The following is a 16654-nucleotide window of genomic DNA, read 5'->3' as shown; positions in this document are numbered from 1 at the left end:
CGGCGCCGCCACCAGGGACCCGGAGATCCGAGAACCGCCCAGAACGCCGTAACCTGGGACATCGCGACCCGATGGCCGGTCCGGAAAGGGCGGGATGCGCGTTCTCCTCGTGGACAACCACGACTCCTACACCTACAACCTGTTCCAGCTCCTCGCCCGCGTGCTCGGATCGGAACCCCTGGTCCTGACCAACGACGACCCGCGTTGGTCCGAACTCGATCCGGCCACCGTGGACGCCGTCGTCGTGTCCCCCGGCCCGGGACGCCCGCAGAACGCCCGCGACCTGGGGCGCGTCCCCGAACTCCTCGCCCGCGCCGAGCTCCCCGTCCTGGGGGTGTGTCTGGGGCACCAGGCCATCGCGCACCTGGCCGGAGCCGAGGTGACCGCCGCGCCCGAGCCCCGCCACGGTCACCTGACCCGGGTCCGGCACGACGGCACGGGGCTCTTCTCCGGCGTACCGCAAAACTTCACCGCCGTGCGCTACCACTCCCTCTCCGTCTCCGAACCCCTGCCCGAGCCCCTGGTGGCCACCGCCTGGGCCGAGGACGGCGTCGTCATGGGCCTGCGCCACCGCGACCTGCCGCGCTGGGGCGTGCAGTTCCACCCGGAGTCCGTCGCCAGTGAGCACGGCGCGGACCTGATCTCCAACTTCCTCACCCTGGCCCGCGAACACGTCGGAGCGCCCCACCACCAGGTCAGGCCCCCGGACCGCGCGCGGGACACCCCTGGTGAGGGCCCCGCGATCCGCTACGAGACACTGCCCCACGCGGTGGACACCGAACGCGCCTTCGCGCACCTGTACGCCCGTGCCGACCACGCGTTCTGGCTGGACAGCTCCCGGCCCGAGGGGCCCGCCCGTTTCTCCTTCCTCGGGGAGGCCTCCGAGGTCCTCACCTACGACGTCGACGACCCGGCGGTGCGCGTCGGCACCGTCGACGGGACCCGTCTGGAGCCCGGGGACGTGTTCGCGGCGCTGGATCGCCGCACCCGCCACACACACCGCCCGACCGGACTGCCCTTCGACTTCGCCGGGGGGTACGTGGGCTACTTCGGCTACGAACTCAAGGCCGACTGCGGCGCGAGCCGGGCGCACACGGCCGCGACCCCGGACGCCGTGTGGATGCGCTGCGACCGCTTCGTCGCCGTCGACCACCAGGAGGGCCGCACCTACGTGGTCAGCGCCGACGGAGGGTCCGCCTGGATCAGGGACACGATCACCGCCCTGCGCGACCTGCCCCCGCTGCCCGAACCCGCCACGTCCCGGACACCCGTCGACCTGGCCGCTCTGCTGGACCGGCCCCGCGACGCCTACGTGGACGACGTCAAGACGTGCCTGGGCCACCTCACCGACGGCGAGAGCTACGAGATCTGCCTGACCAACCGGGTGCGGCTGCCCGACCTCGGAGACGGCGGTGACCTGGACTTCTACCGCCGCCTTCGGGCCGCCAGCCCCGCACCCTACGCCGCGTTCCTCCGTACGGAGGGGGTGACGGTGCTCAGCGCCTCGCCAGAACGCTTCCTGCGCGTGGACTCCGCGAGGATCGCTGAGAGCCGCCCCATCAAGGGCACCGCGCCCCGTCACCCCGACCCGGTGACTGACGCGCGCATCGCCTCGGACCTGCGTACCGGAGCCAAGACCCGCGCCGAGAACCTCATGATCGTGGACCTGCTCCGCAACGACCTCGGCCGCGTCTGCGAGGTGGGCAGCGTGGAGGTGCCCGCCTTCATGTACACCGAGTCGTACGCGACCGTGCACCAGCTGGTCTCCACCGTCCGTGGGCGGCTGCGCCCGGAGGTGTCGACGGTGGAGGCGGTCCGCGCCTGTTTCCCCGGCGGTTCGATGACCGGAGCGCCGAAGCTGCGCACGATGGAGCTCATCGACCGGCTGGAGTCGTCCGCGCGAGGGGTGTACTCCGGGGCGCTGGGCTACATCTCGCACACCGGAGAGGCGGACCTCAGCATCGTCATCCGCACGGCCGTGCGTGCTGACGGGGAGGTCACCGTGGGAGCTGGCGGCGCGATCGTGCTGGACTCCGACCCCGAGGACGAGTACGAGGAGATGCTCCTCAAGGCCGAGGTCCCCGCCCGAGGCCGCTGACGCCATCCCGCGTGCGCGGGGAACAGGCCCTTTCACCTGCGAACCTACCGGCGGCAAGGGGTCGGTTTCCCACCTCTCGAAACACGGACACATCCGACTCCACCCTTGCGGCGGGACGAACAGCGTGGGTGCTCCCCTCCACGATGCTCCAACACAGCCGTGTTGTGGCCGACCCGGGGACACAGGGTGTTCCGGTGGAACATGGTTGCCCGGGCAACTAATGTCGGCGGCACCATCCAGGCCCACGGAAGTCACCTGCGGAGTGATCCAGCATGTCCACGATCCTGTTCCTGATGACCGGCGCCGACCACTGGACCCTGGCGGACGGCACCCGACACCCCACCGGCTTCTGGGCTGAGGAGGCCGTGGCCCCCTACGAGGCGTTCAGGGACGCTGGCCACGAGGTCGTCGTCGCCACCCCCGGCGGGGTCGTGCCGCCCGTGGACCGGGGCAGCCTGGAGGCGGACGCCAACGGCGGCCAGGAGAACGCGGACCGGATCTCCGCCGTCCTGGACTCCTTCACCGAACTCCACTCTCCGCTCAGCCTCGAGGAGGTGGACCTCGGTGACTACGACGCCGTCTACCTGCCCGGCGGGCACGGACCCATGGAGGACCTGGCGGTGGACACCGTCGCCGGTGACCTCCTCACCACCGCGCTCGACACGGGAAAGCTGCTCGGCGTGGTCTGCCACGCCCCCGCCGCACTGCTGGCCGCCGAGGGGCCGGATGGAGCGAACCCGTTCGCCGGGTACCGGGTCAGCGCGTTCACCAACACCGAGGAGGAGCAGGCGGGGCTCGCGGACCGGGCCGCGTGGCTGCTCCAGGATCGCCTGGTGGAGGCGGGGGTGGACTTCCAGGAGGGCGAGCCGTGGGCTCCGAAGGTCGTCGTGGACCGCACCCTGGTCACCGGCCAGAACCCCGCGTCCTCCGCCCCGCTGGCCCAGGAGATGCTCAGGTTGCTGGGCTGAGGCCCAGCGCGCTGACCGGCGGAAAACCGGTTGCTCCGCCCGCTGGTCAGCGCCACCCCGGCCCACGAGCATTCGGGCCAGGTACACCGACACCACGATCACCGTGTGCCATGCCTACGCACCCGCGATCGGGGTCTCCACCGCACGTGAGGGCCGCTTTCCGGCGTCGTGGAAGCGCGAGCGGATGCTGGATCAAGCCAGGGCGAGCTGGACACGGCCGCCGGGCTGTTACCGCAGGAGAGTCCCTACGCGGTCGCGGACCGGATCGTCGACCATCTGCCGCCCCCCGGGGCGCCAGTGAGGCGTTACTCTGCGGAACATCCACCCGGCCGCTGACGACGCACCGCCGCTATCCGGCCGGTTCCGCGCGGGCACGCATGCCGTGGCGCGAGTACATCCAGGCGGTGCCGCAGGTGAAGGGGACCTCGGCGCAGCCCTTGGACAGGCAGGGTTCCCAGGCCCCACAGCGCTCCTTCCTGATGGTCTTCCCGCCGCGGGGATCCGGTTCGTCGGGCCCCAGGGTCGCCAGCAGCGCGTGGGCCTCCTCCGTGCCGAACGCCGAGACGGCCTGCCCGCGCAGCTCTCGCTCCCGGACCGCGTCGAGGCCGTCACGGAACACCAGCGCGTCGGACAGGGTGCGGCGGGCCAGGTGCACCACCTCCCGCTGCGCCGGGCTGAGGTGGGGGTGCGAGCGCTCGTAGCGTCGCAGCTGTTCCAACCACAGGTCACGACGTGCGCGGGGAGGGAGTTCGGCGAAGACGAGGCGGCGGCGGATGAGGGGGTGGGCGGTGAACTCGTCGTAGTCCCGGGGCAGGCGGTCCCGGTTGGCCTCCACCCACTCGCGGGCCAGACCGTGGTCGGAGCGCGCCAGCGCGGGGGTACGGCCCGCCAGGGCCAGGGTCATGACGACGACCCATCCGGCGTGCAGCCGCTGGAGGCGTGGCCGCACCGACCTCCCGGGGGAGGGGACCCGGGGCCGTTCCCAGGGGGCGCGGCGGCGCTGGCGGCTGAGCTCGCCCAGGGCCTCGACGACGCGCAGGGCGGCCTGCGCGCCCAGCCCGCGCAGGAGCGGCCGCACCATGGAGACCCCGCTCCAGCATCGGATCTCGGAACCCCGGTGGCGGACCAGCGTCGGGACCCACGGGGCGTTCGGCCCCCACTGCCGGACCCGCCACTCGCGCACCTCGGGGTGGGTGAGCGGGAGCGTCTCCAACCTGCCGCCCGACACCGACTCCACCGTGCTGGAGATGTCCGCGCACCTGTCGCACGAGGAGTCGAAGGCCAACACGTACCGAACCCGAATGTCCCTCATGATCTCCCTTCCCGCACCGCCGCGTCCCAGTGTCAAGGGGAGTTGGTCGTCTTGGGTCGGCTTTTCGGAACTTGGTACGTCCAATCCACGGCCCCTGGGGGCAATACCGGAGCGAACACGGATGTATCCGCGCCCGCGCCGCTGGTCAGGAGCTCTTTTTGGTGGTCCCTTGGGAGACGTATCGGCCTGGCCGGGGAACCCGGAGGGACACACGGTTCTCCGAGGTCAGGCGGCCTTCCCGGAGAGGGGAACCAGGTCGGCGCGGAGGGCGGGGTCAGGCCATCATGTGGGGGACCAGGCGCTCCAGTTCGGTGACGGCGGCGGCGACCGAGGGGCGCTCCCGGGCTCCGGCGCGGGTGAAGGTGAGCAGTGAGCGGGCCGGGGTCGGGGAACCCTCCAGGCGCAGGCGGGTGACGGGCAGGTCCGGGGACAGATCCGCCGACCTCGGTATGAGCGCCACCCCCAGGTCGTGGGCGACCAGCGCCGCCACCGAACTCCACTCCAACGCCTGGTGACGTCCCTGCGGGGTGAAACCGACCGCCCCGCAGGCGGTCATGGCGTGCGCGTGACAGGTCGTGCCGGGCTGGGGCAGCACCCACGACTCCCGGGCGGTCTCGGCCAGCGGCACACTGGTCCGCTCGGCGAGGCGGTGCCCCCGCGCGACGAGCAGGTCGAAGGGGTCCTCGAACAGGAACGCCTGGTCGAAGCGGGTGTCGTCCAGCCCGGGCGTGCTGGGCGCGGACTCCACGATGGAGAGGTCGATGTCACCCCGGAAGAGCAGGTCGAGACTGTCCCCGGGCTCCGATTCCAGGATCCGTACGTCCAGGCGCGGGTACGCTGTGCGCAGAGCGGCGGCCATGGGCGCCAGCAGGCGGGTCAGCACGACGGGAAAACCCGCCACCCGCAGCGGCCCGGCCGGTTCCGCCTCCAACCCGCGCATCTCGATCTCCGCCCGCTCCCAGCGGGCCTGGATCGCGTCCGCGTGCTCCAACAGACTCCGGGCGGCCGGTGTCAGCCGCACACCACGCCCCAGGGGTTCCAGCAACGGCACCTCCAGCTCCCTTGAGAGCTGGCGGATCTGCTGTGAGGCCGCCGAGGGCGTGAAGTGCAGCGCCTCCGCGGCGGCCGTCACTGTTCCGTGGTGGGCCACGGCCCGCAGGATCCGAAGCCGACGAAGATCAATCATGTAGTCGATTCTTCACAGTGCCATCCAGAAACTCAACCTGGACCGTGAGGGTTCGTAGGCGTGATGCTGGATCGCAGGAAGACCACACCGAACGAGAGGTGCTCGATGACCAGTGTCTGCCCCCACTGCGGATGGCCGGACGACCAGCCCTTCGCGGTGCTCTCCCAGCACCGGACCGGCACGGGGATGACCGTGTGGTCGCGCTGTGTGTGCGGCTCGACCCAGGTCCGCGAGATCGGCGTCGCGGGCACACGGATCGTCTCCCGCGGCCGTCCCACCGGTGCCCCGCGCACCCCCGGCTGCAACGCCTGAGCGCCCCGACGGCACCGCCGGAACCGTGACGGGGGTCCGTCCACGGGAACGGTGCGGAAATCGTGGTCAGGGGGTGGTCCGCGATACGGTTATGGACATGGGGAACACACCGGCGCGACCGTCTACTTCGGCCGAGGACTACGTGAAGGTCATCTACGACCTCCAGGAGCGCGGAACCGGGCCGGTGACGATTTCGGGGATGGCCGAGCGGCTGTCGGTGTCCAACTCGTCGGTGTCCGGAATGCTCCGCAAGCTCAACGAACTGGGTTTCGTGGAGCACCAGCGGTACGGCAACGTGAGCCTCACCGAGACCGGAACCAAGGCGGCCCTGGCGGTCCTGCGCCGCCACCGACTGCTGGAGACCTACCTGGTGGCCGAGCTGGGTTACTCGTGGGACGAGGTGCACGACGAGGCCGAAATCCTCGAACACGTGGTCTCGGACAAGTTCGTCGACCGCATCGCCTCCCACCTGGGGGATCCGGTGGTGGACCCGCACGGGGACCCCATCCCCACCCGTGAGGGCGCCATCGTCGAACGCGAGTCCGTGCTGCTCTCCGAGGCCGAGGCGGGGACGACCGGTGTGATCGTCCGGGTCAACGACACCGACCCCGAACTCCTGCGCTACCTGGCCGACATCGACATCGGTATCGGCATGCGCGTGGAGGTCGTGGAGCGGCTCCCCTTCGCCGGTTCCCTCCAGCTCTCGGTCCGCCCGGAGAAGGGCGAGGAGGTGCGGGAACAGGCCCTGGGCCTGATCGCCGCCGAGGCCCTCTGGCTCAGCCCCGAGGAGTAGCCGCCCGGCGCCGCGCGCTCGCGCGGACACCGGGCGCGGGACGGCCTAGGCCAGGGGCCGGGCCCCGGGGCGGCCGTTCTCGATGACGAACCGTGCCCGGTCCCGGATGGGCGAACCCGGCCTGCTCACGTAGTCCACCACCCGGTAGTCGGCGGTCCACTCGGTGGGAGTGACCGTGTTGCGCACGTAGCCCCGGTGACGGTTGATGAACTTGATGTGCGGGTTCTCGGCCAGCTGGACCGCGTCGCCCGGGTTCTGCTCCGTGCCGTCCCTGCCGCTGGTGAAGGACGTCCCCACCAGTTCGGTGGCCACCGTCCTGGATCGGGGGTCGTCGAAGTCGGCCTTGACGTCCACCACGTAGTTGGCGTGCACGTCACCGGTGAGCACGACCGGGTTGGACACCCCGGCGATCTCGTCCCGTACCCCGTCCCGCTCCACCTGGTAGTTGTCCCAGGCGTCGTCGCTGAAGGTGCTCGACTCACCCTCGGTGAAGTCCCGCTGGGAGAAGAACACCTGCTGCGCCAGGACGTTCCATCTGGCCTTGGAGGACGACAGCCCCCGGGACAGCCACCGCCGCTGGTCGGCGCCGAGCAGGGTGCGCTCGGGGTCGTCGCGCTCGGAGTGCTCCACCTGCGCGTCGCGGTACTGGCGGGTGTCGAGCAGGTGCAGGTCGACCAGGTTGCCGAAGGTCAGCCTGCGGTACAGGTGCAGGTCGGGACCGGCCGGGCGCTGGGCGGCGCGCAGCGGCATGTGCTCGTAGTAGGCCTTGAGCGCGTGTTCGCGCCGGAGCAGGAACTCCTCCGGAGGGATGTCCTCCTCGTAGGAGGTGTCGTCGGCCCAGTTGTTCTCCAGTTCGTGGTCGTCGAAGACCACCGCCCACGGGAACGCGGCGTGGGCCGCCTGGAGGTCGCGGTCGGTCTTGTACTGGGCGTGCCGCAGCCGGTACTCGGCCAGGGAGCGGACCTCCACCTCGGGGAAGTGGCCGCGACCGATGCTGCCCTGGTCGGGGGTCTCGTAGATGTAGTCACCGAGGAAGGCGACCAGGTCCAGGTCCTCCTGCGCCAGGTGCGACTGGGCGGTGAAGTGGCCGTGGGTGTAGCTCTGGCAGCTGGCGAACGCGAAGTCGAACCGGCCGAGGCGCGTGCCCGGAACGGGAGCCGTGCGGGTGCGGCCGACCGGGCTGATCTCGTTGCCGACCCGGAAACGGTAGAAGTAGTCGGCCTTGGGTCGCAGGCGTTCCAGTTCCACGTGGACCGAGTGGGCCTGCTCGGGGCCGGTCTCGACACTTCCGGAGGCGGCGAGCGTCCCGAAGTTCTCGTCGTGGGAGACCTGCCACTCCACCTCGACCGCGCTGTTCGGCATCCCGCCCAGGCCGTCCTCGGCCAAAGGGTCGGGGGCGAGCCGGGTCCACAGCACGACCCCGTTGTGGAGGGGGTCACCGGAGGCGACGCCCAGGGTGAAGGGGTCGGAGATCGTCGGGTTCCGGGGAACCGACGTGGCCGCGAGAGCGGCGGGAGAGCCCAGAGACGTGCCGAGTGCCGCGGCGCCCAGCGTGACGGCACCGCCGACCAGCGCCTGACGCCGCGTCGCGGCGAGCACGGGAGCTGGCACGGGGGAGTGGTCGGGGGATGTGGGGGATGTGGGTGTACCTGGCATCTACGGTCTCCTGGGTTCGAGCGGCGGACCGCCCCGGAGTACCCGGGACGGGAGCAACCGTGGTCCATCCGGCCATGGAAAGAGGTACGACCCAACCCCTACGCGGTGAACATTACCTCCGTTTCGGCGACGGCAAGGTTACTGAGGGTCGCCACCAGGGTGTTTCGTCGACTCTGGGATGGTACGTTCGCCACCGTCCCGTTCCCACCCCCCATAACCCCGGCGGCGAAGCGCGTCCCGCGCCCTGAGGCACGTGTCGGGGCCGCCGGCCGCGACGGGTCACGCCCGGTGGGGTCGAACTCCCGCCACAACTGACAGCCCGTGAGTCACTCTCCGTGATGGGACGTCGTTCCACGCCGCGCCGCCTCCCCCGGCCCCGACTCAGGTCAGGCGGACGACGTGTTTGCCCCGCACACCACCGGCCTCCAGAGCGCGGTGGGCCTCCGCGATGTCGGCCAGATCGTGCACCGTGTCGACGACCGGTCGCACCTCGCCGCGTTCCACGAACCCGGCCAGGTCCCGGAACAGCGGCGTCCTCGGGTTGCCGCTGAAGAACACGGTCCGGCGGGAGCGCAGCAGTGTCGCGCCCGCCAGCCGCAGAGCTGAGGAGAACGACCCGACGGACACGGCCACCAGACGCCCCTTCGGGGTCAGGAGCCGCTGGTAGGCGGGCAGATCAGTAGCGACGATGTCGATGATCACGTCGAACCCCTCCCACCGGGCCAGCTCGGCGGGGCCGGTGGTGGCGTAGTCATGGGCCTCGTGTGCTCCCAGTCCACGGACGAAGTCGAGGTTGCGCGCCCCGGCCAGGCCGGTGACGTGCGCACCCATGGCCCTGGCCAGCTGGACGACCACGCTGCCCACCCCTCCGCTGGCGCCGCGCACGAGGACGCGCTCGCCGGACCGCACCCGTGCCCGGTCCCGCAGCGCGGTGATCCCGGTGGTGCCGCCCGCCAGCAGCGATACCGCCTCGACGGCGTCGAGCCCGGGCGGGCTGAGGGAGACCCGCCCGGGGCGCACGACCACGTACTCGGAGGTGGCGCTGCCCCCGGCGCGGCTCTGGAACCCCCACACCCGGTCGCCCACGGCGGGACCCCGCACCCGGGATCCCGCCTCCACGACCTCCCCGGCGAAGTCGATACCGATCCCCTTGGGGAACCGCCTCCCGGTCACCAGGGCCAGCCGCCCGGCGCGCACCAGCAGTTCCCCGCCGTTCACGCTGCTGGCGTGCACCCGGACGAGGATCTCGTCGGGGCCCGCCACCGGGCGGGGCACCCGGCCCTCGTAGAGCACCTCGGGCCCTCCGTACCTGTCGTACCGGGCCGCGCGCATCTCCACCACGGTCTTCTCCGTCCGTTCCGCTCCAAGGGGACGGGGCCCGACACCCCGTCCTCTCCCCAGGCAACCATTGAAACGGAGGGGGTACTCCGGTTGAGGCTAAAGTGAGAGGCATGCCGAACGAATCCTCTCGGAAGCCGCGATCGGACGCGCTGCACAACCGGCGTCGCATCCTCGACTCCGCCCAGGCGGCGTTCCTGGAGAGCGGGATCGAGGTGTCGATGACCCGGATCGCCCGCCGTGCGGGGATCGGCATCGCCACCCTCTACCGACACTTCCCCGACAGGGAGAGCCTGGTCAACGAGGTGTTCCGGGGAAAACTCGACACCTGCCTGGCCCGTCTGTACGAGGCCGCCGCCGACCCCGACCCCTGGCGCGGGTTCCGCGCGTTCATCGAGGACCTGTGCGTCATGCAGGTCACCGACCGGGGTTTCAACGAGGTCTTCCGCGCGGCCTTCGTGGGCGGGGTGATCTTCGACGAGCAGCGGATCCAGGCCGAGAACACCTTCGCCGAGCTCGCCCGCCGCGCCAAGGCCGCCGGGAGGTTGCGTGCCGACTTCGTCCGTGACGACCTCACCCTGGTGATCATGGCCAACAGCGGCATCAGCGCCGACACCGAGGAGGACGCGGTGGCCGCGTCCCGGCGGCTCGCCGCCTACCTGATCCGGGCGTTCGAGGCCGCACCCGACCACCGGGCCCTGCCGCCGGTGCCGCGACTGGGACCGCACCCGGTGTTGCGGTGACGCCGGGCCACGCCGCCTTCGACGGGCGTCCTACACTGGGGGAATGAAGCAACGACATTAGCTCCCAGGCCACGGCCGAGGCCGGTCCGAGACGAGACCCCGGGCACCACCGGGTGCCCCCCACCCCCGGTGCCCGAGTCCGTTCGACCGAAAGACCTCCATGTCCACCCAGTCCACGCGCGTGCCCCACACGCGTCTGTCCAGGCTGACCCGGCCGCTCTACGCGTACGCCTTCCTGGAGGAGTTCGTCCTCCTCTATCCCCTGTACGCCCTGCTCTTCACCGAGACCGGTCTGTCCGTCCTCCAGATCAGCTCGCTCTTCGTCCTGTGGTCCGTGACCAGCGTGCTCCTGGCGATCCCCACTGGCGCGTGGGCGGACGTCGTGCCCCGCCACCACCTGCTCGCCCTCGCGCCACTCCTGACCGGTGCCGGATTCGCGTCCTGGCTGCTCCTGCCGTCCTACGGGTCCTTCGCGCTGGGCTTCGTGCTGTGGGGCGCGGCCGGTGCTCTGTCCTCCGGCGCGCTGGAGGCGCTGGTCCACACCGAGCTCAGTCACCGGGGCGCCGCCGACCGGTACGCGACGATCATGGGCGTCACCCGGGCCCTCGGCGTCGCGGCGGTGGGCACGGCGACCCTGCTGGCCGTGCCTGTCATGGCGCACGGCGGCTACGCGTTGATCGGGCTGGCCAGCCTGGCCGCCTGCGCCCTGTGCGCGCTGACCGGCCTGGCCCTGCCCGAGAGCCGTCCCCCACGTTCGGGCCGGGCCGAGGAGGTGTCGGCGGAGTCGGCAGAACCCGAACTCGGTTACCTGGAGACCATGCGGCTCGGTCTGGCGGAGGCACGCGGCAGCCGCCGCGTGCGCACCGCGATCCTCCTGGTCGTGATCGTCACCGCGTTCTGGGGGATGCTCGACGAGTACCTGCCCCTGCTGGTCTCCTCCGCCGGTGTCGCCACCGAGGACGTGCCCCTGGTCGTCCTCGTCGTCTGGATCTGCGTCACCGGCGGCGGCCTTCTCGCGGGCCCGGCCTCGCGCCTGTCACCGCGTGTGTTCGGCGCGCTCCTGGCCCTGGCCGCCGTGGCCATCGCCACCGGCGCCCTGTTGGGGAACGCCCCCGGCTGGATCCTGCTCGGCTGCGGGTTCGGGGTGTGCCAGATGGCGAACGTCGTTGCCGACGCCCGCCTCCAGGACAGCATCACCGGTTCCAGCCGGGCCACGGTCACCTCCCTGGCCGAGGCCGGGAGGGACACGGTGACCGGCGCGTCCTACCTGCTGTACGCGGGGGCTTTCCTGGTCCTGGGACACCCGCTGACCTTCGCGCTGTTCGCCGTTCCGTACCTGTTCGCGGCGGTGGTGACCGCTCGGGGAGGACGGCCGCGGCCCGCCGACGCCACCGGCTGACCCTGGCGGGCGGTCCTCCCTGGCGGGCCGCCCGCTCGGCCCGGCGATCCGGGCGACCCCGACCCTCCGACCCGCGTCTCCACCGGTGTCGGAGCCCCGAGGCTCCGGCACGGGCGCGGCCGGGACGTCCCCCTCGTCGCACCGTGCCCGAGGACGGCGGGTCACGGTGCTCGGGCCGTGGGTGACGAGGGGCCACCTGCGGCCCGACCGCTTTCCCCACGCCCCCTGTTCATCCCCTTGCGCCCGTGAATAGCATCGTTTGTTGTGACACACCAGACGACGGACACCGCGAACAGCGAAGGCCCGCGTCTCGCGTCCGTGCGCGGGATCAGCGTCAGTTACGACGACCGCGGCGCAGGATGCCCCGTCCTGTTCGTCCACGGTCACCCCTTCGACAAGACCATGTGGGAACCCCAGGTCAGAGCGCTGGCCGGGCGTGGCTACCGGACGATCGTCCCCGACCTGCGCGGCTACGGACGCAGCACCGTGGTGCCCGGGGTGACGTCGTTGGACACCCTGGCCCGCGACCTCGCGGCCCTCCTCGACCACCTGGGTCTCGACGTGGTCAACGTGGTCGGCCTGTCGATGGGCGGGCAGGTCGCCCTAGAGCTGTACCGGCTCTTCCCCGACCGCGTGGACGCCCTGGCCCTGGCCGCGACCAATCCGCTTCCAGAGACCGAGTCCGGCATGGCCCGGCGCCGAGCCATGGCGGCCCGCCTGCGCGAGGAGGGCATGCGCGGCTACGCCGACGAGATGCTGGTCGGCATGATGACCGCCGAGAACGTGCGGAATCAGCCCGCCGTCGCAGACCACGTGCGCGCCATGATGTACGCCGCCCCTCCTGAGGGCGCCGCCGCCGCGCAGCTGGGCCGGGCCACACGCCCCGACCACACCCTGCTGCTCCGGCACATCTCGGCGCCCACCCTGCTGGTGGTGGGCCAGCACGACGGTTTCACCCCGCCGGGGGGCGCCGAGCTCATGCACGTCCGCATCGCGGACTCGGTCGTGGAGATCATCGAGGGCGCGGGCCACCTGCCCAACCTGGAGCGGCCGAAGCGCTTCAACGAGGTCCTGCGCCGCTTTCTGGAGCAGGCGCGGACACGTCCCCGCGACCGTTGACCGCGCCGTCGAGCGGGCCCCGGATCACACGGAGGTCCGCTCGACGGGGAGCCACAGTTCGCCCGAGGCGAGGTCGCCCTCGTACTCCACGCTCAGCAGCTCGGGGCCGTGTCGGTAGCGGTAGGCGGGGTTGGACGGGAACCACTCGGCGGCGGCGTACACCCAGACGCGCTGGACGGCCTCGGGGAAGGCGAGCCCCTCGAAGAGGAGGACCACCCAGGTCCCCGCGGGCACGTCCAGGGCCCGCATCCCCTCAGGAGTCCCGGCAGCCGAGGTCACGGCGGCCACGTAGAAGTCGACGTCGCTGCCCTCGCGCCGGTCGGGGTCGTGGGTGACGGTGACCGAGACGCCGCCACGCGGTTCCTGGTCCGACAGGTCCGCCAACCGTTCGTACACGTCGTCCCCGAGACCCAGGACGAAATCGGTCATGGGCCGGTTGGCGCCCTCGTGGACGAGCGGAACCCTGGTTCCGGGGCCGACCAGGCGGAAGGCGCCCTTGTCGACGATGCGGTAGCGCATGGCGGTGTTCCCTTCGATGGTGAGGTGGAAGGCCAGCCGTGACTGGGAGTCGAGCGCCGCGCCCGTCCGGCGGGCCTCGCCCGGGCTGATTCCGTGCATCGCCCGGAACGCCCGCCCGAAGGCCTCGGCGGACCCGTAGCCGTAGCGGACCGCGATGTCGAGGAGCGTGTCCCGGCCCCCGATCACCTCCGCTCCGGCCAGGGTGAGGCGGCGCCGACGCACGTACTCCGACAGCGGCATCCCGGACAACGCCGAGAACATCCGCCGGAAGTGGTGCTCGGAGGTGAGCGCGGTCCGCGCCATGGCGGCCGCGTCCACGGGCTCGCCCAGGTCCCTCTCGACCCGCTCCAGTGCCTCGTTCAACCGGTCCAGCACGTGTGCCTCCCTCTTTCACCACCGACGTTAGGGACACGGGATCCGCCCCGACCCGACCGTTCCCGTTCACCTCCGGTCGGGCCGGAGCGGGGCGGGGGTGCCCGTCTGCTGGTGGGAGAACCGTCTGTCACCACCGCGTGCCACCCTCTACGGTGCCAGTCCGAGCCCTCACCCCCTTCGGAAGGTGCCATGTACCGGAACGACCAGCACACGCCCCCGGACGAACACGGCCGCCGCGCACCGTTGGGAGGACGGTTCCACCGGCTCCTGGGGGCGGTGGGGCTGGGCAATCTGGGCGACGGGATCGCTGTGGTGGCGCTGCCCTGGTACGCCACCACCCTCACCGACGACGCGTTCCTGGTCGCCCTGGTGGGCGCGGCCACCCGGCTGCCCTGGCTGTTCCTGGCCCTGGTCGCCGGGGTGGTGGGCGACCGGATGGACCGGCGCCGCCTGATGATGGGTGCCGGTGCGGCCAAGGCGGTGCTGCTGGTGCTCCTGACCGCGGTGGTGACCCTGGGCGTGGGCTCGATCCCCCTTCTGGTCCTCATCGCGCTGCTGGTGGGCGCGTGCGAGGTGTTCTTCGACAACACCACGCAGTCAGTGGTGCCCTCGGTGGTGGCGCGTCCCCAGCTGGAGCGGGCGAACGGACTCCTCCAGGTGGTGGAGCGGGTGCTCAACAAGTTCCTGGGCGCGCCGATCGCCGGAGCGCTGCTGGCGGTCTCCACCGCCTGGGCCTTCGGCGCCCAGGCCGTTCTGGTCCTGCTCGCGGTGGTCTGCCTGGGCGGCCTGCGCGGCGACTTCCGCCCGGTGACGGAGGAGTCGCGGGAGCGCCCCTCCATGGGATCCATGCTGCGCGAGGGTCTGGTGTGGCTGTGGCGGCACCCGGTCCTGCGGCCGCTCGCGCTGGTCTCGGGGGCGTCCAACCTGGCGGCGGCACTGAACGGGGCCGTGCTGGTGCTCTTCGCCCAGGACGTGCTGGGCGTGGGCCCGCAGGGCTACGGGCTGCTGATGACCGTCACCGCCGCCGGAGCGGTCACGGGTGCGCTCGTCGTGCCGTCCTTCTCGGGCCGGATCCACCCCTCCACCTCCATGGCGGTGGTCCTGACGGTCCTGGGCGCGACCGGGCTGGCCGTCGGGCTCCTGCGCTCGGTTCCCGGATTCGTGGTCTGCTACTTCCTCACCGGGTTCGCCGTCACCTGGTGGAACGTCACCCTGGTCTCCCTCATCCAGAGGCTGGCCCCAGACGCCCTGAGGTCCAGGGTCTTCAGCGCCCACCGCACCGTCTCCTGGGGGATGCTGTCGGTGGGCATGGGCCTGGGCGGGGTCCTGGTCTCCGTGCTGGAGGAACCGTGGGGCCGTGAGTGGGCCCTGGCCTCCCCCTTCGTCGCGTCGGGGCTGATAGTTCTAGCCCTCGCCGCGGTCTCCGTCCTGGTACTCACCCCGGGGAAGGTCGACCGCGCCCTGGCCGACGCCGAACCCCGGGGCGAGGCCGGGTCCGGCTTCCGGAAAGACTGACCCCCAGATCGGGAGGATCGGGAAAAACCTGGAAATCTTCGGGCAACATCCGTGTCTGGATCGACGCGGCGCCCTTCCAACCCGCACCATGGCCCCACATGATGGCCCGCAGGCCGACCCCGAGAAGGAGGTGGGCGGGGCGGGGTACACACGCCCCGCAGACTCTATGGACCTTGGTTTTCTGCGACCTCTGTACGAAAGCGACGGCCCGGTGGCCTCGGTGCACCTGGACACCAGCCGTGACACCACGGACGCCGACAAGAAGATCGAACTGCGCTGGCGGCACCTGCGCGAGGAACTGGAGGCGCTCGGCACCGACGCGACCACCCTCGACGTCCTGGAAGAGGCCGTGGGGGAGGGCAACTCCCGTGCCTACGGCGACCACGGACAGGCGCTCTACGCCTCCGAGGGCAGGCTCCTGGGGGCCCACACCCTCGCCGTGCCGCCCTCGCAGGACCGGGCGTCGTTCCTTCCCGTCCCCGACGCCCTCCCTCTGGCGATCGACCGCGGACGCCGCCTCCCCTACGTCCTCGTGGCCCTGGACCGGGTCAACGCCAAGGTGTTCGCCTACCCCAGCCACCCCACGCGCGGCCCGGTCATGGAGCTCGCCAACGAGGGTGAGAACATGCAGAACATCGACGGGGCCAGCCGTATCTTCCCCGGTCAACGCGGTGACGCCGGGGGGCGCCGCGCCGACACCGGCACCGCGCAGGACCGCTGGCGGGGCAACGCGGCCCAGGTGGCGGACCTCGTCCGCGAGGCGGTGCGCAAGGTGGACGCGGCCGTGATCATCGCCGGTGGCGACGACGAGGCCATCGCCTACCTGCGCGACAACCTCGGCCCCCGGCAGCTCAGTATCCCGATCAAGGTGGTCGCCGGCGGGCGCGGCGGCACCGACGCCGAGGAGCGCCTGCACGAGAACGCGGAGGAGTGCCTGCGCGAGCTCATCCACGAGGAGCGCGACCGGGTCCTCTCCGACTACGAGCGCAAGCTCGCCCACGACCAGGCGGTCAGGGGGACCACCTCCATCCTGCCGATGCTGTCGGAGGCCCGGGTGGAGACGCTGCTGCTGGGCGCCGACCGGGAGAACGAGCCCCATCTGTGGGGGTCGTACCACTCACCGGTCCTGGTGGACACCTCTCCGCGCGGTCTGGACGACCCGAACGCCGGGTTCCAGGCCCCGGCCAGCGCGCTCATGCTGCGCGCGGCGGTGATGTCGGACGCCGGTTTCACCGAACTGCCCGTGCCCGAGCAGAGCGTGGACACCGGCACCACCCGCGAGACCCCGGACTCGGACGCCGGGGCCACGCTGCGCTTTCCC

General features: G+C 71.6%; 14 protein-coding genes. 9 read left to right on the top strand and 5 right to left on the bottom strand.

Annotation, left to right across the window (positions count from 1 at the left end):
• Positions 1–94: 94 nt before the first annotated feature.
• Positions 95–2098: an aminodeoxychorismate synthase component I gene (gene pabB / locus ACRWK8_RS24780; protein ID WP_431873038.1), complete on the top strand. Its 2004-nt coding sequence runs from the start codon at positions 95–97 to the stop codon at positions 2096–2098.
• A 272-nt stretch (positions 2099–2370) separates the two neighbouring features.
• Positions 2371–3066 carry a type 1 glutamine amidotransferase domain-containing protein gene (locus tag ACRWK8_RS24775; RefSeq protein WP_431873037.1) on the top strand — a complete coding sequence of 232 codons (696 nt, stop codon included), beginning with the start codon at positions 2371–2373 and terminating at the stop codon, positions 3064–3066.
• A 349-nt stretch (positions 3067–3415) separates the two neighbouring features.
• On the opposite strand, the gene ACRWK8_RS24770 is transcribed toward ACRWK8_RS24775, so the two are convergent.
• Together ACRWK8_RS24770 and ACRWK8_RS24765 are read right to left on the bottom strand one after the other, a co-directional pair.
• The gene (locus ACRWK8_RS24770; RefSeq protein ID WP_431873036.1) at positions 3416–4378 is read right to left on the bottom strand and encodes a bacteriocin fulvocin C-related protein; all 963 of its coding nucleotides are present in this window, start codon (positions 4376–4378) and stop codon (positions 3416–3418) included.
• 274 nt (positions 4379–4652) lie between these two features.
• Complete coding sequence (locus ACRWK8_RS24765) at positions 4653–5564, bottom strand: LysR family transcriptional regulator (RefSeq protein ID WP_431873035.1); 912 nt, start codon at positions 5562–5564, stop codon at positions 4653–4655.
• A gap of 105 nt (positions 5565–5669) precedes the next feature.
• On the opposite strand from ACRWK8_RS24765, the gene ACRWK8_RS24760 reads away from it, so the two are divergent.
• Positions 5670–5876, top strand: a complete 207-nt coding sequence (locus ACRWK8_RS24760) for a hypothetical protein (protein WP_378736215.1) — start codon at positions 5670–5672, stop codon at positions 5874–5876.
• A 97-nt stretch (positions 5877–5973) separates the two neighbouring features.
• Complete coding sequence (locus ACRWK8_RS24755; RefSeq protein ID WP_378736218.1) at positions 5974–6669, top strand: metal-dependent transcriptional regulator; 696 nt, start codon at positions 5974–5976, stop codon at positions 6667–6669.
• A gap of 45 nt (positions 6670–6714) precedes the next feature.
• Here ACRWK8_RS24755 and ACRWK8_RS24750 read toward each other — a convergent pair whose 3' ends face one another.
• Together ACRWK8_RS24750 and ACRWK8_RS24745 are read right to left on the bottom strand one after the other, a co-directional pair.
• Complete coding sequence (locus ACRWK8_RS24750; protein WP_431873034.1) at positions 6715–8325, bottom strand: alkaline phosphatase D family protein; 1611 nt, start codon at positions 8323–8325, stop codon at positions 6715–6717.
• 381 nt (positions 8326–8706) lie between these two features.
• A complete protein-coding gene (locus ACRWK8_RS24745; protein ID WP_378736922.1) occupies positions 8707–9657 on the bottom strand; it encodes an NAD(P)-dependent alcohol dehydrogenase in 951 nt (316 codons plus the stop codon).
• A 119-nt stretch (positions 9658–9776) separates the two neighbouring features.
• Between ACRWK8_RS24745 and ACRWK8_RS24740 the strand changes: the two genes are divergently transcribed.
• The 3 genes from ACRWK8_RS24740 to ACRWK8_RS24730 all read left to right on the top strand — a co-directional run bounded on the left by ACRWK8_RS24740 (position 9777) and on the right by ACRWK8_RS24730 (position 12924).
• Positions 9777–10406 carry a TetR/AcrR family transcriptional regulator gene (locus tag ACRWK8_RS24740; protein ID WP_378736222.1) on the top strand — a complete coding sequence of 210 codons (630 nt, stop codon included), beginning with the start codon at positions 9777–9779 and terminating at the stop codon, positions 10404–10406.
• 160 nt (positions 10407–10566) lie between these two features.
• A complete protein-coding gene (locus tag ACRWK8_RS24735) occupies positions 10567–11805 on the top strand; it encodes an MFS transporter (RefSeq protein ID WP_378736224.1) in 1239 nt (412 codons plus the stop codon).
• A 264-nt stretch (positions 11806–12069) separates the two neighbouring features.
• A complete protein-coding gene (locus ACRWK8_RS24730) occupies positions 12070–12924 on the top strand; it encodes an alpha/beta fold hydrolase (protein ID WP_378736226.1) in 855 nt (284 codons plus the stop codon).
• 24 nt (positions 12925–12948) lie between these two features.
• On the opposite strand, the gene ACRWK8_RS24725 is transcribed toward ACRWK8_RS24730, so the two are convergent.
• Positions 12949–13818 carry an AraC family transcriptional regulator gene (locus tag ACRWK8_RS24725; protein ID WP_431873033.1) on the bottom strand — a complete coding sequence of 290 codons (870 nt, stop codon included), beginning with the start codon at positions 13816–13818 and terminating at the stop codon, positions 12949–12951.
• A 189-nt stretch (positions 13819–14007) separates the two neighbouring features.
• Here ACRWK8_RS24725 and ACRWK8_RS24720 point away from each other — a divergent pair, with 189 nt between their 5' ends.
• Together ACRWK8_RS24720 and ACRWK8_RS24715 are read left to right on the top strand one after the other, a co-directional pair.
• On the top strand, positions 14008–15333 hold the full coding sequence (locus ACRWK8_RS24720) for an MFS transporter (RefSeq protein ID WP_431873032.1): 1326 nt from the start codon (positions 14008–14010) through the stop codon (positions 15331–15333).
• A gap of 166 nt (positions 15334–15499) precedes the next feature.
• On the top strand, positions 15500–16654 hold a 1155-nt coding region (locus tag ACRWK8_RS24715), incomplete at its 3' end, for a baeRF2 domain-containing protein (RefSeq protein ID WP_431873031.1).

It is taken from the genome of Nocardiopsis eucommiae (assembly GCF_965344335.1).
Classification (GTDB): domain Bacteria; phylum Actinomycetota; class Actinomycetes; order Streptosporangiales; family Streptosporangiaceae; genus Nocardiopsis; species Nocardiopsis eucommiae.
The sequence above is the reverse complement of the archived record's forward strand: the minus strand, read 5'-3'. Positions and strand labels throughout refer to the sequence as shown.

Excerpts from the sequence above, each read along its gene's own strand:
- ACRWK8_RS24720 (WP_431873032.1), top strand. The coding sequence starts at position 14,008 with ATGTACCGGAACGACCAGCACACGCCCCCGGACGAACACGGCCGCCGC.
- ACRWK8_RS24765 (WP_431873035.1), bottom strand. The coding sequence starts at position 5,564 with ATGATTGATCTTCGTCGGCTTCGGATCCTGCGGGCCGTGGCCCACCAC.
- ACRWK8_RS24750 (WP_431873034.1), bottom strand. The coding sequence starts at position 8,325 with ATGCCAGGTACACCCACATCCCCCACATCCCCCGACCACTCCCCCGTG.
- ACRWK8_RS24735 (WP_378736224.1), top strand. The coding sequence starts at position 10,567 with ATGTCCACCCAGTCCACGCGCGTGCCCCACACGCGTCTGTCCAGGCTG.
- ACRWK8_RS24745 (WP_378736922.1), bottom strand. The coding sequence starts at position 9,657 with ATGCGCGCGGCCCGGTACGACAGGTACGGAGGGCCCGAGGTGCTCTAC.
- ACRWK8_RS24760 (WP_378736215.1), top strand. The coding sequence starts at position 5,670 with ATGACCAGTGTCTGCCCCCACTGCGGATGGCCGGACGACCAGCCCTTC.
- pabB (WP_431873038.1), top strand. The coding sequence starts at position 95 with ATGCGCGTTCTCCTCGTGGACAACCACGACTCCTACACCTACAACCTG.
- ACRWK8_RS24755 (WP_378736218.1), top strand. The coding sequence starts at position 5,974 with ATGGGGAACACACCGGCGCGACCGTCTACTTCGGCCGAGGACTACGTG.
- ACRWK8_RS24770 (WP_431873036.1), bottom strand. The coding sequence starts at position 4,378 with ATGAGGGACATTCGGGTTCGGTACGTGTTGGCCTTCGACTCCTCGTGC.
- ACRWK8_RS24775 (WP_431873037.1), top strand. The coding sequence starts at position 2,371 with ATGTCCACGATCCTGTTCCTGATGACCGGCGCCGACCACTGGACCCTG.
- ACRWK8_RS24740 (WP_378736222.1), top strand. The coding sequence starts at position 9,777 with ATGCCGAACGAATCCTCTCGGAAGCCGCGATCGGACGCGCTGCACAAC.